Origin of the sequence: Pantoea sp. Ap-967 (assembly GCF_011752565.1) — a bacterium.
Taxonomy (GTDB): domain Bacteria; phylum Pseudomonadota; class Gammaproteobacteria; order Pseudomonadales; family Pseudomonadaceae; genus Aquipseudomonas.
In genome coordinates this window covers 30,397-50,731 of sequence record NZ_VWXK01000006.1, presented here as the reverse complement: position 1 = coordinate 50,731, position 20,335 = coordinate 30,397, and the positions used below count along the sequence as shown (strand labels likewise).

The 20,335-nt window shown below is 64.5% G+C and carries 23 protein-coding genes; 17 read left to right on the top strand and 6 right to left on the bottom strand.

The window, feature by feature from the left end:
• Nucleotides 1–11: 11 nt before the first annotated feature.
• From F3J45_RS08470 to F3J45_RS08460, 3 genes are all read right to left on the bottom strand, one after another.
• Entirely contained in the window at nucleotides 12–1,691 is a 1,680-nt protein-coding gene (locus F3J45_RS08470) for a ShlB/FhaC/HecB family hemolysin secretion/activation protein (RefSeq protein WP_167060249.1), read from the bottom strand.
• Between the two features lie 162 nt (nucleotides 1,692–1,853).
• The gene (locus F3J45_RS08465; protein ID WP_167060246.1) at nucleotides 1,854–2,408 is read right to left on the bottom strand and encodes a murein L,D-transpeptidase family protein; all 555 of its coding nucleotides are present in this window, start codon (nucleotides 2,406–2,408) and stop codon (nucleotides 1,854–1,856) included.
• An 18-nt stretch (nucleotides 2,409–2,426) separates the two neighbouring features.
• Nucleotides 2,427–2,978, bottom strand: a complete 552-nt coding sequence (locus F3J45_RS08460) for an NUDIX hydrolase (protein WP_167060243.1) — start codon at nucleotides 2,976–2,978, stop codon at nucleotides 2,427–2,429.
• Here F3J45_RS08460 and F3J45_RS08455 point away from each other — a divergent pair.
• From F3J45_RS08455 to purT, 5 genes are all read left to right on the top strand, one after another.
• Entirely contained in the window at nucleotides 2,944–3,705 is a 762-nt protein-coding gene (locus tag F3J45_RS08455) for a CoA pyrophosphatase (RefSeq protein ID WP_370526361.1), read from the top strand. The two genes, F3J45_RS08460 and F3J45_RS08455, sit on opposite strands and share 35 nt — an antisense overlap.
• Nucleotides 3,706–3,749: 44 nt before the next feature.
• Complete coding sequence (locus F3J45_RS08450) at nucleotides 3,750–4,274, top strand: gamma carbonic anhydrase family protein (RefSeq protein WP_167060237.1); 525 nt, start codon at nucleotides 3,750–3,752, stop codon at nucleotides 4,272–4,274.
• On the top strand, nucleotides 4,267–4,470 hold the full coding sequence (locus F3J45_RS08445) for a DUF1289 domain-containing protein (protein WP_167060234.1): 204 nt from the start codon (nucleotides 4,267–4,269) through the stop codon (nucleotides 4,468–4,470). The genes F3J45_RS08450 and F3J45_RS08445 overlap by 8 nt, the downstream gene beginning before the upstream one ends.
• A gap of 143 nt (nucleotides 4,471–4,613) precedes the next feature.
• Nucleotides 4,614–5,081, top strand: coding sequence for a VUT family protein (locus tag F3J45_RS08440; RefSeq protein WP_167060231.1), 468 nt, complete (start codon nucleotides 4,614–4,616; stop codon nucleotides 5,079–5,081).
• A 77-nt stretch (nucleotides 5,082–5,158) separates the two neighbouring features.
• Nucleotides 5,159–6,340 carry a formate-dependent phosphoribosylglycinamide formyltransferase gene (purT, locus tag F3J45_RS08435; protein WP_167060228.1) on the top strand — a complete coding sequence of 394 codons (1,182 nt, stop codon included), beginning with the start codon at nucleotides 5,159–5,161 and terminating at the stop codon, nucleotides 6,338–6,340.
• A gap of 137 nt (nucleotides 6,341–6,477) precedes the next feature.
• On the opposite strand, the gene F3J45_RS08430 is transcribed toward purT, so the two are convergent.
• The 3 genes from F3J45_RS08430 to F3J45_RS08420 form a co-directional block, all read right to left on the bottom strand.
• On the bottom strand, nucleotides 6,478–7,779 hold the full coding sequence (locus F3J45_RS08430) for an MFS transporter (RefSeq protein WP_167060225.1): 1,302 nt from the start codon (nucleotides 7,777–7,779) through the stop codon (nucleotides 6,478–6,480).
• A gap of 274 nt (nucleotides 7,780–8,053) precedes the next feature.
• Entirely contained in the window at nucleotides 8,054–9,256 is a 1,203-nt protein-coding gene (locus tag F3J45_RS08425) for a transporter associated domain-containing protein (RefSeq protein WP_167060222.1), read from the bottom strand.
• A 9-nt stretch (nucleotides 9,257–9,265) separates the two neighbouring features.
• On the bottom strand, nucleotides 9,266–10,075 hold the full coding sequence (locus F3J45_RS08420) for an inner membrane protein YpjD (RefSeq protein WP_167060219.1): 810 nt from the start codon (nucleotides 10,073–10,075) through the stop codon (nucleotides 9,266–9,268).
• Between the two features lie 313 nt (nucleotides 10,076–10,388).
• On the opposite strand from F3J45_RS08420, the gene ffh reads away from it, so the two are divergent.
• From ffh to F3J45_RS08360, 12 genes are all read left to right on the top strand, one after another.
• Nucleotides 10,389–11,765 (top strand): signal recognition particle protein, encoded by a 1,377-nt coding sequence (ffh, locus tag F3J45_RS08415; RefSeq protein WP_012270758.1) that lies wholly within the window; start codon nucleotides 10,389–10,391, stop codon nucleotides 11,763–11,765.
• A gap of 260 nt (nucleotides 11,766–12,025) precedes the next feature.
• Entirely contained in the window at nucleotides 12,026–12,277 is a 252-nt protein-coding gene (gene rpsP / locus F3J45_RS08410) for a 30S ribosomal protein S16 (RefSeq protein WP_003252142.1), read from the top strand.
• 5 nt (nucleotides 12,278–12,282) lie between these two features.
• Nucleotides 12,283–12,819 (top strand): ribosome maturation factor RimM, encoded by a 537-nt coding sequence (gene rimM, locus F3J45_RS08405; RefSeq protein ID WP_167060216.1) that lies wholly within the window; start codon nucleotides 12,283–12,285, stop codon nucleotides 12,817–12,819.
• A gap of 3 nt (nucleotides 12,820–12,822) precedes the next feature.
• Nucleotides 12,823–13,575: a tRNA (guanosine(37)-N1)-methyltransferase TrmD gene (trmD, locus tag F3J45_RS08400; RefSeq protein ID WP_008094486.1), complete on the top strand. Its 753-nt coding sequence runs from the start codon at nucleotides 12,823–12,825 to the stop codon at nucleotides 13,573–13,575.
• A gap of 42 nt (nucleotides 13,576–13,617) precedes the next feature.
• Nucleotides 13,618–13,968 (top strand): 50S ribosomal protein L19, encoded by a 351-nt coding sequence (gene rplS / locus F3J45_RS08395; protein ID WP_023629812.1) that lies wholly within the window; start codon nucleotides 13,618–13,620, stop codon nucleotides 13,966–13,968.
• A 94-nt stretch (nucleotides 13,969–14,062) separates the two neighbouring features.
• The gene (locus F3J45_RS08390) at nucleotides 14,063–14,464 is read left to right on the top strand and encodes an acyl-CoA thioesterase (RefSeq protein WP_167060213.1); all 402 of its coding nucleotides are present in this window, start codon (nucleotides 14,063–14,065) and stop codon (nucleotides 14,462–14,464) included.
• Between the two features lie 161 nt (nucleotides 14,465–14,625).
• Complete coding sequence (gene xerD, locus F3J45_RS08385; RefSeq protein ID WP_167060210.1) at nucleotides 14,626–15,522, top strand: site-specific tyrosine recombinase XerD; 897 nt, start codon at nucleotides 14,626–14,628, stop codon at nucleotides 15,520–15,522.
• Nucleotides 15,523–15,676: 154 nt separating this feature from the next.
• Nucleotides 15,677–16,438, top strand: coding sequence for a bifunctional protein-disulfide isomerase/oxidoreductase DsbC (gene dsbC, locus F3J45_RS08380; RefSeq protein ID WP_167060206.1), 762 nt, complete (start codon nucleotides 15,677–15,679; stop codon nucleotides 16,436–16,438).
• Between the two features lie 82 nt (nucleotides 16,439–16,520).
• A complete protein-coding gene (locus tag F3J45_RS08375) occupies nucleotides 16,521–17,825 on the top strand; it encodes a homoserine dehydrogenase (protein ID WP_167060203.1) in 1,305 nt (434 codons plus the stop codon).
• A gap of 54 nt (nucleotides 17,826–17,879) precedes the next feature.
• Nucleotides 17,880–19,289, top strand: a complete 1,410-nt coding sequence (gene thrC / locus F3J45_RS08370) for a threonine synthase (protein WP_167060200.1) — start codon at nucleotides 17,880–17,882, stop codon at nucleotides 19,287–19,289.
• A 184-nt stretch (nucleotides 19,290–19,473) separates the two neighbouring features.
• On the top strand, nucleotides 19,474–19,857 hold the full coding sequence (locus tag F3J45_RS08365; RefSeq protein WP_167060197.1) for a histidine kinase: 384 nt from the start codon (nucleotides 19,474–19,476) through the stop codon (nucleotides 19,855–19,857).
• 77 nt (nucleotides 19,858–19,934) lie between these two features.
• On the top strand, nucleotides 19,935–20,219 hold the full coding sequence (locus F3J45_RS08360) for a DUF3509 domain-containing protein (RefSeq protein ID WP_167060194.1): 285 nt from the start codon (nucleotides 19,935–19,937) through the stop codon (nucleotides 20,217–20,219).
• Nucleotides 20,220–20,335 lie beyond the last annotated feature (116 nt).

Sequence of the window (20,335 nt, the reverse complement as noted above, 5' to 3'; positions counted from 1 at the left end):
TTGTGGGTGAATCAAAGGTTCAGTGACCATTCCACGACCCAGAAGCCGGGCTCTAGGTGGGCGCGGGGGGTATCGCTGGCGTGCAGGGCGCGCTGGTAGTCAAGGCGCAGGCGGCTGTGCGGGGCGGTTAACTCGACACCAGCGGCAACCCCGCTCAGGCGCTGCGACGGTGCGCCCCGGGTCAATTGGCTCCAACCCTGGTCCAGGGCGATGTAGGGGCGCACCCCGAAGGGGGCGGTCCACTGCCCAGGCAGGGCCTGGCTGAAGGTGTTGCGCCACACAGCAGCGTTGGCCCCGGCATAGGTTCGCTGGCGAAAACCGCGTACCGCCGTATCGCTGCCAAGCTGGAACTGCTCCACGGCGGCCAGCGGCGTGTTGCTGTATTGCAGGGCCAGCTCGCTTTGCCAGCGCCAGGGCCACTGGGCCGGCCCCTGGCGCAGGTGCAGCAGGCTGGCGCGGTACTTGCGAAAGTCTGGGCGCGGGGCGTCGTTGCCATCTGCTGGCCGGTCAGCACCCAGCCACGGGGTGCCCTGGGCGATGCCAAGGGAGGCGTGCCATAGGCCCTGTTCCAGCCACAGCAGGTTGAGGCCGGCCTCGACCGTGGTCAGCGTCGGGCTCTGCAGGGCAATTACCTGGTCGCCGTGGCGGTTGACCAACTGTTTGCGGTCCAGCCGGGCGGTGGCGCTGAGCATGCCTTGCGGGCCGCGCCAAAGTACCCGCTCGGCACTGGCCCCCTGTTGCTGGCTGCTGCCGCTGCTGCGCCGCTGGCTGCTGGGCGTGGGCGCGTCATAGCGCTGCTGGCTGGCGTTGAGGGCGAAGGTCCACGGGCCATAGGGCAGGCTGTAGTACAGGGACAGCCCCTGGCTGCTGCCTCGGGCAGCGAAGGCCAGGGTGTTGAACGACAGCCGCAGGTCATCGTTCAGGCCCAGCGGGCTGTCCACGCCGGTGCCCAGGGTCAGGCGGTGGCGGCCGGTCAGCGCGCTGCCGCGGTTGTCCAGTTGGCTGTCCAGGTGCCAGCGCGGGGCAACTTGCCGGGCCTGCAGGGCAACCCGGGTGGCGCCTTGCTGTTCGCCCGGCAGCAGGTCGGCGCTCAGCTCGAAGGCGCGCAGGCGGTTGAGCTGGTCCAGCCCCTGTTCCAGGGCTGGCAGGTACAGGGGCTGGCCGAGCTGGCCGGGAAAGGCGCTGGCCAGTGAAAGCGGCAGGTCGGCATCGAGCTCGATCGCTTCGACGAAGCCCTCGTCGATCAAGATATCCAGCGGCGCGCCATGCCGAGGCGCTTGGCGCAGGTAGGGGCGGCTGGTGGGGTAACCGGCTTGCACGTAGTGCTGGGTGATGGCCCTGAGCAGCCGGTTGATCGCGTCGATGCCCATGCACGGTTGCATCAGGGGTTGAACCGCCGGCTCCAGGGCCTGACGGGCCAGGCGCTGGTTGCCGGCCAGGCGCAGCCCGCTCACCCGCCAGCAGGCGTTGTCACCGGTGATGGGGGCCGGTGCCGCCTCGCGCCGTGGCGCCGCAGGCTCACGTTGCCAACGTTGCAGGCGCTGCCGCTGTTCCAGTTGCTGCAGGCTTTGCTGCTGGTCGCGCAACTGCTGGCTGGCCGGGTCGTCGGCCAGCGCCAGCGGCGCACCCAGCAGCCCTGGCAGCAACCAGGCGAGCAACGGGCGGGCACAGGGGGGCAGGCGAAACGGCATGGGGCATCCTCGCAAGGGGTGTACGCATGGCGTACTCGTTTGCGTGGATGCTAGGAATTAATGCATTCGTATGGATGTCAGCTGCGCGCTACCTAGGTTGTAAGGCGCGTGAGCAAATGAGGTAAGAATGTTCCTACGCCCCGGTTTTGGACCGGGGCGTCATCACGGCCGGATTTCGATCAGCGTGCCGTCGCGCACCAGCTCCCAGACCTCGCGCATGTCCGAGTTGCGCATGGCGATGCAGCCGTCGGTCCAGTCCAGGGTGTGGAAATACCACTCGGGGTAGTGCTCGTCGATTGGCGTGCCGTGGATCATGATCATGCTGCCGGCACTCACGCCTTCGCGGGTGGCGCGTGCGGCGTCGGTGATGTTCGGGTAGGTGATGTGCATGGCCAGGTTGAAGCGGTCGCTTTGCTTGCGCCAGTCGAGCCAGTACAACCCCTCGGGGGTCTTCTTGTCGCCCTCGCGCTCCTTGGCCCCCTTGGGTTGCTTGCCCAGGGAGATGCGGTAGGTTTTCAACGGCTCGCCACGGCTGATCAGTTGCAGGCGGCGTTCGGACTTGATCACCAGCACCTTGTCGATCAGCGGCTGCATGGCGGCCTGGGAGGGCGACTGAACCGGCGCCGGCGGTTGTGGCTTGCGGATGATGACTTCGGTGAACGCCGCCTGGGACACCGAGGCAATGCAAAGGCAGAAAAGGGCAAACAACCAGCGCATGAAGCAGCACCTGCGAACTTAAGGGGTGGGCGATACGTTCATCGGCGGCAGGTATTCATGGCCTATGGGGTAGTGCTGCCCGATGCGGTCGCGATAATAGCATTCTAGTGTGCGGGTGACGGTGCGGAAAGCCAGCTCCGCCCACGGAATCTCGTGCTCCTCGAACAGGCGCACCTCCAGGCTTTCGACGCCGATGGCGAAGTCCTGGTCGGCAAGCTCGGCGCGGAAGAACACATGCACCTGGTTGATGTGCGGCAGGTCGAACAGTTGGTAGAGGGCCATGTCGCCGACCCGGGCGCAGGCTTCCTCGACGGTTTCGCGGCGGGCCGCCTGGTCGAGGGTTTCACCGTTCTCCATGAAGCCGGCGGGCAGGGTCCAGAAACCGCGGCGCGGCTCGATGGCGCGGCGGCACAGCAGCACCTGGCTGCCCCAGGTGGGCAGTATCCCGGCGACGATGTTGGGGTTCTGGTAGTGGATGGTCTGGCAATGGTCGCAGACATACCGCGGGCGGCTGTCGCCCTCGGGGATCCGCTGAATGACCGGCTGGCCGCACGCGCTGCAGAATTTCATGCTTTCATTCCCTGTTGACCGGGTTATCTTGACGCGCCCGGCGGGGCCGCCGCAAGCGGATGGGGCTTGGGTGCCTCGGCGCTTTTGGTGCATGATGCAGGGCAGGCTTTGGAAACGAGAGTGCGCAATGCTGGACGAGCTACTTCGCCGTATGAGCAACCACCAACCCGCTTCACTGGAAACCGACCGCCGGTTCCCCGAGGCGGCGGTACTTTTGCCCATCACCCGCAGCGAAGCGCCCGAGCTGGTTTTGACCCTGCGCGCCCAGGGGCTGTCGACCCACGGCGGTGAGGTGGCCTTCCCCGGCGGGCGGCGCGACCCGGAAGACCCGGACCTGGTGTTCACCGCCCTGCGCGAAGCCGAAGAAGAAATCGGCCTGCCACCGGGCCTGGTGGAGGTGGTCGGCCCGCTCAGCCCGCTGATCTCCCTGCATGGCCTGAAAGTAACGCCGTTCGTCGGCCTGATCCCGGATTTCGTCGAATACCGCGCCAACGATGCCGAAATCGCGGCAGTCTTCAGCGTGCCGCTGGAATTCTTCCGCCAGGACCCGCGCGACCACACCCACCGTATCGACTACCAGGGCCGCAGCTGGTACGTGCCCAGCTACCGCTATGGCGAATACAAGATCTGGGGGCTGTCGGCGATCATGATCGTCGAGCTGGTCAACCTGCTGTATGACGCCGGCATCAGCCTGCACCAGCCCCCTGAGCGCTACATCGAAAACTGAGCGGGGCACACCCCGCCGTCTGCGTGAACCCTGAGGAAGCGAACATGAAATACCGCCTGGGCGACCACCGGGTCGACTGCCATCCCACCAGCTGGGCTGCCCCCAACGCCACCCTGATCGGCAAGGTGCGCCTGCAGGCGCGCGCCAACGTGTGGTTCGGCGCGGTGCTGCGTGGTGACAACGAGCTGATCGACATCGGCGAGGACAGCAATGTCCAGGACGGCACCGTGATGCACACCGACATGGGTTCGCCGCTGACCCTGGGCAAGGGCGTGACCGTCGGTCACAACGCCATGCTGCATGGCTGCACGGTGGGCGACTACAGCCTGGTCGGCATCAATGCGGTGATCCTCAACGGCGCGCGTATCGGCAAGCATTGCATCATCGGCGCCAATGCGCTGATCCCGGAGGGCAAGGAGATTCCCGACGGTTCGCTGGTGATGGGCTCGCCGGGCAAGGTGGTGCGGGAGCTGAGCGAGCAGCAGATGCGCATGCTCGAAGCCAGCGCCGCGCACTATGTGCATAATGCCCAGCGTTATGCACGGGAGCTGGTGGTCGACGATGAGTGAAGTGGCGGTAGAACGGCCGGTGGCCTCCCCGTGCGTGAGTATTTGCGCGCTGGACGAGCAGGATGTTTGCACCGGCTGCCAACGCACCGTGGCCGAGATCGGCCGCTGGGGGCGGATGGACAACAGCGAACGGCGTGCGGTGCTCAAGCTGTGCCATGAGCGGGCGCTGGCGGCCGGGTTGATTATTGGCGGGTGATGCTGCGCTGGCTGCTTCGCGGGGCAAGCCCGCTCCTACAAGGGCATCATTTTCCCGAGGGCGGAGCGGTACCTTTAGGCGCGGGCTTGTCCCGCGAAGGTGCCACCGCTAATCTGTCCGGCTTGCCCACAGACAAACTGCCCATGTTCTATCTCATTGCCTACATCAGCAGCGTAGTGCTGATCAACTACGCCTTCTCCAGCGCCCCGCACCTGGACATCATCTGGTCCTGCTGGGGCGGTTTGGTGTTCATCCTGCGCGACATGGTGCAGACCCGCTTCGGCCATGGTGCGCTGGTGGCCATGCTGCTGGCCCTGGTGCTGTCCTACGTCACCTCGGAACCGGCCATCGCCCTGGCCAGCGCCACCGCGTTCTTCATTTCCGAGCTGATCGACTGGCTGGTGTTCAGCATCACCCGCCGGCCATTGCGCGACCGCCTGTGGCTGAGTTCGGCGCTGAGCATTCCGGTGGACACCTTCATCTTCTTCGGCATGATCGGCGCGCTTACCCCGGTGGTGATCGGCACCGCCATGGCGTCCAAGTTCGCCGGCGTCACCGCGGTGTGGCTGGCCATGGCATTTCGCGCGCGGCGGGCCGCCGTGGCCGGCTGATGGTGTAGAATACCGGTCCTTTTTCAGCGGGCCATGCCACGCCTGGCGCGGCCCCCGGACGCCTTCGAGGACCTGAAATGACCCGTATCGGAACCCCATTGTCGCCAACCGCGACCCGTGTACTGCTCTGCGGCTGTGGCGAGCTGGGCAAGGAAGTGGTGATCGAGCTGCAGCGCCTGGGCGTCGAAGTGATCGCCGTGGACCGCTACGCCAATGCCCCGGCGATGCAGGTGGCGCACCGCAGCCATGTGGTCAACATGCTCGACGGCGTTGCCCTGCGGGCCATCATCGAGGCGGAAAAACCGCACTACATCGTGCCTGAAATCGAGGCCATCGCCACGGCCACCCTGGTGGAACTGGAAAGCGAAGGCTTCAACGTGGTGCCGACCGCCCGTGCCACCCAGCTGACCATGAACCGCGAAGGCATCCGCCGCCTGGCCGCCGAAGAGCTGGACCTGCCGACCTCGCCGTACCACTTCGCCGACACCTACGAAGACTACGCCAAGGCCGTCGCCGACCTGGGCTACCCATGCGTGGTGAAGCCGGTGATGAGTTCCTCGGGCAAGGGCCAGAGCCTGCTGCGCAGCGATGCCGACCTGCAGAAATCGTGGGACTACGCCCAGGAAGGCGGCCGCGCCGGCAAGGGCCGGGTAATCATCGAGGGCTTTATCGACTTCGACTACGAAATCACCCTGCTGACCGTGCGCCATGTGGGCGGCACCACCTACCTGGAACCGGTCGGCCACCGTCAGGAAAAGGGCGACTACCAGGAGTCCTGGCAGCCCCAGGCCATGAGCCCCAAGGCCCTGGCCGAGTCGCAGCGGGTGGCCAAGGCGGTCACCGATGCCCTGGGCGGGCGTGGCCTGTTCGGTGTGGAGCTGTTCGTCAAGGGCGACCAGGTGTGGTTCAGCGAAGTGTCGCCGCGCCCGCACGACACCGGCCTGGTAACGCTGATCTCCCAGGACCTGTCGCAGTTCGCCCTGCACGCCCGCGCCATTCTCGGCCTGCCGATCCCGGTGGTGCGCCAGTTCGGGCCGTCGGCCTCGGCGGTGATCCTGCCTGAAGGCCAGTCGCAGCAGACCAGCTTCGCCAACCTGGGTGCTGCCCTGAGCGAGCCGGACACGGCCATTCGCCTGTTCGGCAAGCCGGAAATCAATGGCACGCGGCGCATGGGCGTTTGCCTGGCGCGGGATGAGTCGATCGAGGCTGCGCGGGCCAAGGCGACCCGTGCATCGCAGGCGGTCAAGGTCGAGTTCTGATCCGGCACCGTGCGGGGCCGCTTTGCGGCCCTATCGCGACCTTGGGTCGCTCCTACCAGGCGCGAATGGGGCTTTGGCCGCTCCTACCGTAGGAGCGACCAAAGGTCGCGATAGGGCCGCAAGGCGGCCCCAATACCTTACAGCTCGGTGTGTCGGGTTTCTTTAAGGCACAACACAGCAATCAGGCTGAGCACAGCCGCCGCCGACACATAGCCTCCCACCCAGCTCAAGCCCCCCATGCTCACCAGCTTCTGGGCAAAGAACGGCGCCGCCGAGGCGCCGACGATGCCGCCCAGGTTGTAGGCTGCCGACGCGCCGGTATAGCGCACGTGGGTGGGGAACAGCTCAGGCAGCAATGCCCCCATCGGGGCGAAAGTCACCCCCATCAGGAACAGCTCGATGGCCAGGAACAGCGCCACGCCCGTGGTCGACCCCGAGGTCAGCAGCGGCTCCATGGTAAAGCCCGATGCCACCGCCAGCAGGCCGCCGACGATCAGCACCGGTTTGCGCCCATAGCGGTCGCTGAGCCAGGCCGACAGCGGTGTGGCCAGGGCCATGAAGACCACTGCGAAGCACAGCAGGCCCAGGAAGGTTTCACGGCTGTAGCCCAGCGTGGTCACGCCATAGCTCAGCGAGAACACCGTCGAGATATAGAACAGCGCGTAGCACACCACCATGGCCGCTGCACCCAGCAGGGTTGGCACCCAGTACTTGGCGAACAGGTCGACCACCGGCAGCTTCACCCGCTCATGGCGTGCCACGGCCTTGGCGAACACCGGGCTTTCTTCCAGCTTCAGGCGCACGTACAGGCCCACCATCACCAGCGCGGCACTGAGCAGGAACGGAATGCGCCAGCCCCAGGCACGGAACTGCTCGTCACTGAGCAGCAGGGCCAGGGTCAGGAACAGGCCGTTGGCGGCGAGGAAGCCGATCGAGGGGCCCAGTTGCGGGAACATGCCGAACCAGGCGCGCTTGCCTTGCGGGGCGTTCTCGGTGGCCAGCAACGCCGCGCCGCCCCATTCACCGCCAAGGCCCAGGCCCTGGCCGAAGCGCAGCAGGCAGAGCAGGATCGGCGCCCACATGCCGATGCTGTCATAGCCGGGCAGCACGCCAATCAAGGTGGTGGACACGCCCATCAGCAGCAGCGAGGCGACCAGCGTCGACTTGCGCCCGATGCGGTCGCCGAAATGGCCGAACAGCGCCGAGCCCAGTGGGCGGGCCAGGAAGGCGATGCCGAAGGTGAGGAACGCCGCGAGCATCTGCGCCGTGCCCGAGCCGGACGGGAAGAACACCGGGCCGATCACCAGGGCGGCGGCGGTGGCGTACACGTAGAAATCGTAGAACTCGATGGCAGTGCCGATGAAGCTGGCAGTCGCCACCCGGGCTGGCGAGTTGACCGGCGCGGCAGGCGCCTGGGCATAGGTGCTGCTGGTTGTCATTAAGTAGGTCCCTAACAGTCTGGTTCGCGCCATGGGCAGGCCCGCGACGGTGTGCGCCTGAATGCAGGCAGGCACGGGCGCGCGGGCGCCGGAGCGTTTTGTTGTTGTGTTCGCCCGACTGACGATAGCCCAAGGGGGGTAGGGGCGAAGCGGGCACTGTTCGGGGTAGTGAAGCAGGACCGCGGGGCGTGTCAGTGGAGCGGACTGGCCGTGGGGCGCCGGGTGCGGGTAGCAGGCGGGACGGCGGGGCTGGGTAAGCGTGACCCGAGTATAGCTAGCGGGTCACGGTCCACACCAGTACCTTGCTGGCGCAATTGTCCTCGGTTTCGAGGATTTCCAGGCGATAACGGCCGATCTTCACGCATACGGCGCTTTCCGGAATGCTTTCCAGCGCCTCGGTGACCAGCCCGTTGAGGGTTTTCGGCCCGCCGTCGCAGGGCAGGTGCCAGCCCAGGGTGCGGTTGATCTCGCGCAGCGAGGCGGTGCCTTCGATGACGAAGGTGCCATCGGGCTGGGGGTGTACATGGGGGTTGTCCAGGCTCTGTTCGTCCTCGAACTCGCCGACGATTTCTTCGAGGATGTCTTCGAGGGTGACGATGCCCAGCACCTCGCCATACTCGTCCACCACCACCCCAAGCCGGCGCTGTTGCTTGTGGAAGTTCAGCAATTGCAGCTGCAGCGGCGTGCTTTCCGGCACGAAATAGGGCTCGTAGCAGGCGCCCTTGAGGTGTTCCAGGGTCAGCTCGGCCCTGGGCAGCAAGTGGCTGATCAACTTGGTGTTGAGGATCGCCTCAACCTGGTTGATGTCGCTGTGGTACACCGGCAGGCGCGTGTGGCGGCTGACGATCAGCTGCTCGATGATGCGCTCCATGGGGTCGTCGAGGTTGATGCCGTCCACTTCGTTGCGCGGCACCAGGATGTCGTTGACGGTGATCTTGTCCAGCGATTGCAGGCCATCGAGCAGGCCATGGCGCGGGGCTTCGAGTTCGTCGTCGTCGAAGTCGTCGTCTTCCTCGGGGTGCAGGGCCACGGCCGTGGGCTGCACGCGAAACGGCCGCAGGATCAGCTTGGCGGTACCGTCGAACAGGCAGGCCAGGGGCTGCAGCAGGGCGAGGGGGAACGGGTGCAGGCTGGCGCCGAGGCTGATGAAGGCCAGCGGGTTGCGCCGGGCCAGGCGCCGCGGCAGGTATTCGGCGAACACCAGCAGGGCCGCCACCGCGCCCAAGCCGGCCAGCCAGAAACCGTGTTCACCGCTTTGGCGCTGGCCGATCAGGCAGGCCAGGCCAAGTACCAGCAACTTGCCCAGGCTTGCGCACAGCACCAGGGCCTGGGCCGGCAGTTGCGGCTGGCCGTCATCGCCGTTGCGCAGCGAGCCGTTGAGCTGCAGGCGCGCGGTGTCCACCGCAGTGAACAGCGCCGACCACAGCAGGGCCAGTGCGAGGATGCCGAGAAGCGGGGCGTACGGCAGGGTATCCATGGGCGGCCGTCAGATGTGCAGGATGAATTCGCGGACCAGCTTGCTGCCGAAATAGGCCAGCATCAGCAGGCAGAAACCGGCCAGGGTCCAGCGGATCGCCTTGTGCCCGCGCCAGCCCAGGCGGGTGCGGCCCCACAGCAGCACGCTGAACACCACCCAGGCCACGCAGGCGAGCAGGGTCTTGTGCACCAGGTGCTGGGCGAACAGGTTGTCGAGGAACAGCCAGCCCGAGATCAGCGACAGCGACAGCAGGCACCAACCGGCCCAGAGGAAACCGAACAGCAGGCTTTCCATGGTTTGCAGCGGTGGGAAGTTGCGAATCAGCCCGGAGGGGTGCTTGTTCTTCAGTTGGCGGTCCTGCAGCAGCAACAGCAACGATTGGAACACCGCGATGGTGAACAGGCCGTAGGCCAGGATCGACAGCAGGATGTGCGCGAGGATGCCCGGCTCTTCGTTGATCAGCGGCACCGTGCCCGGCGGCGCGAACTGCGCCAGCAGCGCGGTGACCGCGCCCATGGGGAACAGCAGTACCAGCAGGTTTTCCACCGGGATGCGCATGCAGGCCAGCAAGGTCAGGCCGATGACCGCCACGGCGATCAGGCTGGCTGCGCTGAAGAAGTCCAGGCTCAGGCCCAGCGGGGTAATCAGCTGGAAGAACAGCGCACCGCCCTGGGCGACGACAGCGAGGGTGCCGAGCAGGCCAAGCAGGCGCTTGTCGGCTTTGCGGCCCTGGGTGAGGTAAGCGCCCTGGTAGATGGCCGCTGCTATATAAAGGCCGGCGGCGATCACGTTGGGGATGAGGCTGGGTGAGGAGACCATAAGTCCTGGGTGCAGAGCCTTAAAGAGACGGAGTTTGGCACAGTTTTCGTTGCTCTAGGAAGACTGGTGGTTTGTCTCGGGGCCTTCGTGGGCAAGCCCGCTGCCACAGGTACAACACAGGCTTTGCATGCAGTGGAGAACCTGTGGCAGCGGGCTTGCCCATGAAGAGGCCATTGCAGGCACCGAATGTCTCCCAAGGTGTGCGCCGCCGCCGCACTTCGCTATAATCGCCGCCTTGCTGTGCCTGGCGGGTGTGCATTTCCTCGCGGGCGCCTGACAAACCTCGGCTTTTACTGGGCCTGAAAGGATCACCATGTTCGAAAACCTGACCGACCGCCTGTCACAGACGCTGCGCCATGTCACCGGCAAGGCCAAGCTGACCGAAGACAACATCAAGGACACGCTGCGCGAAGTGCGCATGGCCCTGCTTGAGGCCGACGTTGCCCTGCCGGTGGTCAAGGATTTCGTCAACAGCGTCAAGGAACGTGCGGTCGGCACCGAAGTGTCGCGCAGCCTGACCCCAGGCCAGGCGTTCGTGAAGATCGTCCAGGCCGAGCTGGAAAGCCTGATGGGCGCGGCCAACGAAGACCTCGCGCTGAACGCCGCGCCGCCTGCCGTGGTGCTGATGGCCGGCCTGCAGGGCGCGGGCAAGACCACCACCGCCGGCAAGCTGGCGCGCTTCCTTAAAGAGCGCAAGAAGAAGAGCGTGATGGTGGTTTCCGCCGACGTCTACCGCCCGGCGGCGATCAAACAGTTGGAAACCCTGGCCAACGACATCGGCGTGACCTTCTTCCCGTCCGATATTAGCCAGAAGCCGGTGGCCATCGCCGAAGCGGCGATTCGCGAAGCCAAGCTCAAGTTCATCGACGTGGTCATCGTCGACACCGCCGGCCGTCTGCACATCGACGCCGACATGATGGACGAGATCAAGGCCCTGCACGCCGCGGTCAAGCCGATCGAAACCCTGTTCGTGGTCGACGCCATGACCGGCCAGGACGCCGCCAACACCGCCAAGGCCTTTGGCGAGGCCCTGCCGCTGACCGGCGTGGTGCTGACCAAGGTCGACGGTGATGCCCGTGGCGGTGCTGCGCTGTCGGTACGTGCCATCACCGGCAAGCCGATCAAGTTCATTGGTATGGGCGAGAAGACCGAAGCCCTCGAGCCGTTCCACCCAGACCGCGTCGCCTCGCGCATCCTCGGCATGGGCGACGTGCTCAGCCTGATCGAGCAGGCCGAGCAGACCATCGACAAGGCCAAGGCCGACAAGCTGGCCAAGAAGCTGAAGAAGGGCAAGGGCTTCGACCTCGAAGACTTCCGCGACCAGCTGCAGCAGATGAAGAACATGGGCGGCCTCGGCGGCCTGATGGACAAGCTGCCGAGCATCGGCGGGGTCAACCTGTCGCAGATGGGCAACGCCCAGGGCGCGGCCGAGAAGCAGTTCAAGCAGATGGAAGCGATCATCAACTCGATGACCCCCGCCGAGCGTCGCGACCCTGACCTGATCAGCGGTTCGCGCAAGCGCCGCATCGCCCTCGGCTCCGGCACCCAGGTGCAGGACATCGGCCGGCTGATCAAGCAGCACAAGCAGATGCAGAAAATGATGAAGAAATTCTCCGCCAAGGGCGGCATGGCCAAGATGATGCGTGGCCTGGGCGGCATGCTGCCGGGCGGCGGCATGCCGAAGCTGTAACCCCTGTTCTTGGGCGCTTGCCTGCATTAAGGCGGGCGCCCGGAAACCCCGCTACGGCGGGATGACGGCCACGAAATGCGTGGCTTAACCGGCAGATCTGAACGGTAAGGCAGGGCCTTGCCGAAAAAGGCATTTGCAAATGTCCGTGTATTCCCCGAGAATATGCGGCCTTTTGGGCACCCGTGTGCCTATTTGGCATTCAGATTTGCAGTACCAGCTGCTGTATCAACTGCAGCACCGACTATAGGAACGATGTTCACATGGTAACCATTCGTCTGGCCCGTGGCGGCTCGAAAAAGCGCCCATTCTACCACCTGACCGTGACCAACTCGCGTAACGCCCGTGACGGCCGTTTCGTTGAGCGCGTAGGTTTCTTCAACCCAATCGCCGCTGGCGCCGAAGTTAAACTGTCGGTCAACCAAGAGCGCGTCACCTACTGGCTGAGCCAGGGTGCACAGCCGTCTGAGCGCGTTGCTCAGCTGCTGAAGGAAGCTGCCAAGGCTGCTGCCTAAGAAATATGAACGCGACGCCAGAAAAGGCTGACGACCTCATCGTCGTTGGCAAGATTTTTTCGGTTCACGGCGTTCGCGGCGAGGTGAAGGTGTATTCCTTTACCGATCCGATTGAAAACCTGTTGGATTATCCGCGCTGGACGCTTCGGCACGAAGGCAAGGTAAAGCAGGTCGAGCTGGTCAACGGTCGTGGCTCCCAGAAGGGCCTGGTCGTGAAACTGAAAGGCCTCGACGATCGTGATGAAGCCCGTCTTCTGAGCGGTTACGAAATCTGCATCCCGCGGAGCCTTTTGCCCAACCTGGCCGCTGACGAGTACTACTGGTACCAGTTGGTGGGTCTGAAGGTCATCAACCAGGACGAACAGCTGTTCGGCAAGGTCGATCACCTGTTGGAGACCGGTGCGAACGATGTAATGGTGGTCAAGCCCTGCGCAGGCAGCCTGGATGATCGCGAGCGTCTGTTGCCCTATACGGCGCAATGCGTGCTCGGTATCGACCTGGAAGCAGGCGTGATGCGGGTTGAATGGGACGCGGACTTCTAAACGATGGGTAACCTTCGCGTAGACGTCATCACGTTGTTCCCCGAGATGTTCTCGGCCATCACGGAGTACGGCATTACCAGCCGCGCGGTGAAACAGGGGTTGCTTCAGGTAACCTGCTGGAACCCGCGGGACTACACCACAGATCGTCACCACACGGTGGATGATCGGCCGTTTGGCGGTGGTCCGGGCATGGTGATGAAGATCAAGCCTCTGGAAGACGCCCTGGTTAGCGCCAGGCAGGCAACTGGAGCATCGGCGAAGGTCATCTACCTCTCGCCACAAGGCCGCAAGCTGACTCAGCAGGCGGTCAAAGGCCTGGCCGAACAGGAATCGTTGATCCTGATCGCCGGTCGTTATGAAGGCATCGACGAGCGCTTTATCGAGGCTCATGTCGATGAGGAGTGGTCGATTGGGGACTATGTGCTTTCCGGTGGCGAGCTGCCGGCCATGGTACTGATCGATGCGGTTACGCGGCTGCTGCCCGGAGCTTTAGGGCATGTGGACTCGGCGGAAGAAGATTCCTTCACCGACGGTCTGCTGGATTGCCCGCACTACACCCGACCTGAGGTGTATGCGGATCAGCGTGTTCCCGACGTGTTGCTAAGTGGCAACCATGCACATATCCGGCGTTGGCGGATGAAGCAGTCCCTTGGTAGGACCTTCGAACGACGCGCCGATCTTCTGGAAAGTCGCTCGCTTTCTGGAGAAGAGAAGAAGCTGCTCGAGGAATACCTCCGCGAGCGGGACGATAGTTAAACGTATCGATGGTGGATCACGTATCCATCTTAGGAGCACAGCATGACCAACAAGATCATCCAGCAGCTCGAAGCCGAGCAGATGAGCAAGGAAATCCCAACCTTCGCACCAGGCGACACCATCGTCGTTCAGGTTAAAGTGAAGGAAGGTGATCGTTCCCGTCTGCAGGCGTTCGAAGGCGTTGTCATCGCCAAGCGTAACCGCGGCCTGAACAGCGCTTTCACCGTGCGCAAGATCTCCAGCGGCGTAGGCGTTGAGCGTACCTTCCAGACCTACAGCCCGCAGATCGACAGCCTGGCCGTGAAACGTCGTGGTGACGTGCGTAAAGCCAAGCTGTACTACCTGCGCGACCTGTCCGGCAAAGCCGCTCGCATCAAGGAAAAACTGTCCTGAGTACAGTTTGCCTGGCGGCCTGAGGCCCCTTGCGAGAAAAAAGCAGCCTTCGGGCTGCTTTTTTGCGTTCTGAAACCTGTGAAAAGTGACGGATATGACCAGCCGAGACGAGGAAATCCAGCGCCGCACCGAGCTGTCGGTGACCCGCGTGACCAAGGCGGTGTTCCCCAACACCACCAACCACCACAACACCCTGTTCGGCGGCACTGCCCTGGCCTGGATGGACGAAGTGTCGTTCATCGCTGCCACGCGCTTCTGCCGCCTGCCGTTGGTGACCGTGTCCACCGACCGCATTGATTTCAAGCACCCGATTCCGGCCGGCTCGATCGTCGAACTGGTGGGCTCGGTGGTCAAGGTGGGCAATACCAGCCTGCAAGTGCAGGTGGATGTGTTCGTCGAGAACATGTACCTGGACGGGCGCGAGCGGGCGATTCATGGGGTGTTCAGCTTTGTTGCCATCGACGAGGACAAGCGGCCGGTGCCCGTTTTGCCCTAGGGCCGGGGTTTCCTGTGGCGGCCTCTTCGCGGGGCGAGCCCGCTCCTACAAGGATGCGCACTCCTTTGTAGGAGCGGGCTTGCCCCGCGAAGAGGCCAGTACAGACACCAAAGCCCCTGCTGTGAAACACTAGCCCCAATTTCAACACCCAGCAGCCCCGCATGCCCGCCCTAGACCACCCCCTGATCGACCAGTTCCTCGACGCCCTGTGGCTTGAAAAAGGCCTGTCCGACAACACCCGCGTTTCCTACCGCAGCGACCTGGCCCTGTTCAACGGCTGGCTCCAGGAACATTCGGTGGCCCTGCCCGATGCCGGCCGCGAGCTGATCCTCGACCACCTGGCCTGGCGCCTGGACCAAGGCTACAAACCGCGCTCCACTGCGCGCTTTCTCTCTGGCCTGCGCGGCTTCTTCCGCTACCTGCTGCGCGAGAAGCTGGTGGCCGTCGACCCGACCCTGCAAGTGGACATGCCGCAACTGGGCCGGCCCTTGCCCAAGTCGCTGTCCGAAGCCGACGTCGAAGCCTTGCTGCAAGCCCCCGACCTGGGCGAGGCCATCGGCCAGCGCGACCGTGCCATGCTCGAAGTGCTGTACGCCTGCGGCTTGCGTGTGACCGAGCTGGTCAGCCTGACCCTCGACCAGGTCAACCTGCGCCAGGGTGTGCTGCGGGTGATGGGCAAGGGCAGCAAGGAGCGCCTGGTGCCGATGGGCGAGGAAGCGGTGCTGTGGCTGGAGCGTTACCTGCGCGATGGCCGCGGCGAGCTGCTCAATGGCCGCCCCAGCGACGTCTTGTTCCCCAGCCTGCGCGGCGAGCAGATGACCCGCCAGACCTTCTGGCACCGCATCAAGCACCAGGCGCGGGTGGCGGGCATCGACAAGGCGCTGTCGCCGCACACCCTGCGCCACGCCTTCGCCACGCACCTGCTCAACCACGGCGCCGACCTGCGCGTGGTGCAGATGTTGCTGGGCCACAGCGACCTGTCGACCACGCAGATCTACACCCACGTGGCCAAGGCCAGGCTGCAGCAGCTGCACGCCCAGCACCATCCACGTGGATGAATGTTATTCATGTTCCGCTGACCGGTCCTTGCAGGCCCCTTCATCGGCAGCGTGATGTGTTAGGCTTGGGCGGTTTGCATCAAGGGCCGCACGGTTGCCGCATATTTTCCGCAGGCAACGCCCTCCGGCCCCTGTCCGCCCTCAGGAGTTTCCCATGCGCGTGACCCAGTTGTTCGCCGCCGCCGCGATGGCGCTGGCCAGTACCTTTGCCGTTGCCGCGGCAACCGACAGCAATGCCGGTGCCGAGCAGGCCATCCGTAAGTCGTTGCAGAACCTTGAACTCGATGTGCCGGTGGAAAGCGTTGGCAGCAGCCCGCTCAACGGCCTGTATGAAGTCAAGCTGCAGGGGGGGCGCGTGCTCTACGCCAGCGCCGACGGCCAGTACGTGATGCAGGGCTATCTTTACCAGTTGCAGGGCGGCAAGCCGGTGAACCTCACCGAGAAAACCGAACGCCAGGGCGTGGCCAAGCTGATCAATGCCATTCCTGCTGGCGAAACCGTGGTTTATCCTGCCAAGGGCGAAACCAAGTCGCACATCACCGTGTTTACCGACACCACCTGCCCGTACTGCCACAAGCTGCACGCCGAAGTGCCTGAGCTGAACCGCCGCGGTATCGAAGTGCGCTACGTCGCCTTCCCGCGCCAGGGCCTTGGCTCGCCGGGTGACCAGCAATTGCAGGCGGTATGGTGCTCCAGTGATCGCCGCGCGGCCATGGACAACATGGTCGAAGGCAAGGAAATCAAGGCAGCCAAGTGCGCCAACCCGGTCGGCAAGCAGTTCCAGCTGGGCCAGCAGATCGGCGTCAACGGCACGCCAGCCATCGTGCTCGAAGACGGCCATGTGATTCCGGGCTACCAGCCGGCAGCACAAGTGGCCAAGCTGGCCCTGGCCGGCCAGCAGCAGGCTGCCAAGTAATCAATTCAATACGCCGTCGTCATGGGGTGACGGCATGTTTCACGGGTGGCGAAGGCGCCGCCCGTTCAATGGGGAGTTCACAGTGAAACCGGTCAAAGTAGGCATCTGTGGGTTGGGGACCGTCGGTGGCGGAACCTTCAATGTACTTCAGCGCAACGCCGAGGAGATTGCCCGCCGTGCCGGGCGCGGTATTGAAGTGGCACAGATCGCCATGCGCTCGCAGAACCCGAACTGCCAGATTACCGGTACCCCCATTACCGCTGATGTGTTCGACGTTGCGAGCAACCCGGAGATCGACATTGTCATCGAGCTGATCGGTGGCTACACCGTCGCCCGCGACCTGGTGCTCAAGGCCATTGAAAACGGCAAGCATGTGGTCACCGCCAACAAGGCGCTGATCGCCGTGCACGGCAACGAGATCTTCGCCAAGGCCCGCGAGAAGGGCGTTATCGTTGCCTTCGAAGCCGCGGTGGCCGGTGGCATTCCGGTGATCAAGGCGATCCGTGAAGGCCTTTCGGCCAACCGCATCAACTGGCTGGCCGGCATCATCAACGGCACCGGCAACTTCATCCTCACCGAAATGCGCGAGAAGGGCCGTGCCTTCCCGGACGTGCTGGCCGAGGCCCAGGCACTGGGCTATGCCGAAGCCGACCCGACCTTCGACGTCGAAGGCATCGACGCTGCGCACAAGCTGACCATCCTGGCGTCCATCGCCTTCGGCATTCCGCTGCAGTTCGACAAGGCCTACACCGAAGGCATCACCCAGCTGACCACCGCTGACGTGAACTACGCCGAGGCCCTGGGCTACCGCATCAAGCACCTGGGTGTGGCGCGCCGCACCGAAGAAGGCATCGAGCTGCGCGTACACCCGACGCTGATCCCGGCCGACCGCCTGATCGCCAACGTCAACGGCGTGATGAACGCTGTCATGGTCAACGGCGACGCTGCCGGTTCCACCCTGTACTACGGTGCTGGCGCTGGCATGGAGCCGACCGCCTCGTCGGTGGTGGCCGACCTGGTCGACGTGGTGCGTGCAATGACTTCCGACCCGGAAAACCGCGTGCCGCACCTGGCCTTCCAGCCAGATTCGCTGTCGGCCCACCCGATCCTGCCGATCGAAGCCTGCCAAAGCGCCTACTACCTGCGCATTCAGGCCAAGGACCACCCAGGCGTGCTGGCCCAGGTGGCGAGCATCCTGTCGGAGCGCGGCATCAACATCGAGTCGATCATGCAGAAGGAAGCCGAGGAACAGGACGGCCTGGTGCCGATGATCCTGCTGACCCACGGTGTGGTCGAGCAGCGCATCGACGATGCCATCGTCGCCCTGGAAGCCCTGCAGGACGTGGTTGGCAAGGTTGTGCGCATTCGCGTGGAACAGCTCAATTAATTTCGCTGCGGGCCGCCAGTGCGGCCCGGGCCCCCAGTATCGAAGGTTTGCACCATGCGCTATATCAGTACCCGCGGCCAGGCTCCGGCCCTGAATTTCGAAGACGTGCTGCTGGCTGGCCTGGCCAGCGACGGCGGCCTGTACGTGCCTGAGAACCTGCCACGTTTCACCCAGGAAGAAATCGCTTCCTGGGCCGGCCTGCCGTACCACGAACTGGCCTTCCGGGTGATGCGCCCGTTCGTCGAAGGCAGCATCGCCGACGCCGATTTCAAGAAGATCCTCGAAGAAACCTACGGTGAGTTCGCCCACGCCGCGGTCGCCCCGCTGCGCCAGCTCAACAGCAACGAATGGGTGCTGGAGCTGTTCCACGGCCCGACCCTGGCGTTCAAGGACTTCGCCCTGCAACTGCTCGGTCGCCTGCTCGACCACGTGCTGGCCAAGCGCAACGAGCGCGTGGTGATCATCGGCGCCACCAGCGGTGACACCGGTTCCGCCGCCATCGAAGGCTGCCGCAGCTGCGAGAACGTCGACATCTTCATCCTGCACCCGCACAAGCGCGTGTCGGAAGTGCAGCGTCGCCAGATGACCACCCTGTTCGGCGACAACGTGCACAACATCGCCATCGAAGGCAACTTCGACGACTGCCAGGAAATGGTCAAGGCCAGCTTCGCCGACCAGTCGTTCCTCAAGGGCACCCGCCTGGTCGCGGTCAACTCGATCAACTGGGCGCGGATCATGGCCCAGATCGTCTACTACTTCCACGCAGCCCTGCAGCTCGGTGGCCCGGCCCGTTCCGTGGCGTTCTCGGTGCCAACCGGCAACTTCGGCGACATCTTCGCCGGTTACCTGGCGCGCAACATGGGCCTGCCGGTCAGCCAACTGATCGTCGCCACCAACCGCAACGACATCCTGCACCGCTTCATGAGTGGCAACCAGTACGTCAAGGAAACCCTGCACGCGACCCTGTCGCCGTCCATGGACATCATGGTGTCGTCCAACTTCGAGCGCCTGCTGTTCGACCTGCACGGGCGCAATGGCGCTGCGCTGGCCGAGCTTATGGCAAGCTTCAAGCAGGGCGGCGGTTTCAGCGTCGAGCAAGACCGCTGGACCGAAGCGCGCAAGCTGTTCGACTCGCTGGCGGTCAGCGACGAGCAGACCTGCGAAACCATCGCTGAAGTGTTCGCCGCCACCGGTGAAGTGCTCGACCCGCACACGGCCATTGGCGTCAAGGCTGCCCGCGAGTGCCGCCGCAGCCTGGACACGCCGATGGTGGTGCTGGGCACCGCGCACCCGGTCAAGTTCCCTGAGGCGGTGGAGAAGGCCGGCGTTGGCAAGGCGCTGGAGCTGCCGGCGCACCTGAGCGACCTGTTCAGCCGTGAGGAGCGTTGCACGGTGCTGGCCAATGATCTGAAGACCGTTCAGGCGTTCGTCAGCCAGCATGGCAACCGCGGCAAGCCGCTGTAATCGAGGCCCCATCGCGACCTGCGGTCGCTCCTACCGAAAACAACCCCCCCGGTAGGAGCGACCGCAGGTCGCGATAAGGCTGCAACGCAGCCTCAGTCTTTTCCTTAATCATTCGCAGAATTGTCCTATATAAGGCCGCAAAGGCCTTGCCTAGAGTGTCCGGTCCTTGCACAAGGAGCGGCACATGCAACAGCCCTACGTGTTGATCCACCAGGCACGCCCATCCCACCAGATCCTCCTGCACCAGGCCTGCAATGCCCTGGGCCTGTTCAACGTGCGCGTCACCCACGACCAGGCCGACCTGTACACCTGCCTGGCCCGCCGGCAGCGCGTCGACCTGCTGATTCTCGACCATGCGCAAGGCCCAGCCTTGCTCGAACGGGCAGCCAGTTGCCGCGCCGTGCTGTTCGTCGGCCACGCCAACCCAGGCCGCGCCAGCCTCGCCCATGAGGCCCGCCGCCTTGGCCTGTGGGTGCTCGCCGACCTGCCGTGGCCGCTGCCACTACCACGCTGGCAGCGGGCCCTGCGCCGTATTCAAACGGTCACATCGCCCACGCATGCTCACTGAACCCACCTGGCACCGCGAACTTTGCGCTGCGTTTGTGGGTCAGTTTCTCCATGTCCCCTACACAGCGAGTGATCCGGATGGAAAGAATCTGCAGACTGCTCAACGATGCCCTGACTCCTTACCAGGCCCAGCTCGGTGCCATGGACGCCAGTGGCAACCGCCAATTGACCGTGTACGACAACCTCGGTGGTACCGCGTTGCGACGCACGGTCAGCCCGCGCCAGTTGCAGGAACAAAGCCTGTTGATCGACCTGGTGGACGGCCTGCACCGTGACCTGCAGATTGTTGAAGGGCGTTTGCAGCCCTGCGTGATCGCTGCCCTGCAGCAGCGTGCCCAGCCGCCCCAGGGAACCTTTGCCTGAACGGCCCATCAGAACAGCAAGGGCAGCCTGCCGGCGCACAGCTGCGGCGTCGCTAGGTTGCCACGGGAAGCCCATGAGGGCTTTCGCTTGGCCCCGGGCGTGCTCCCCAGCGCCCG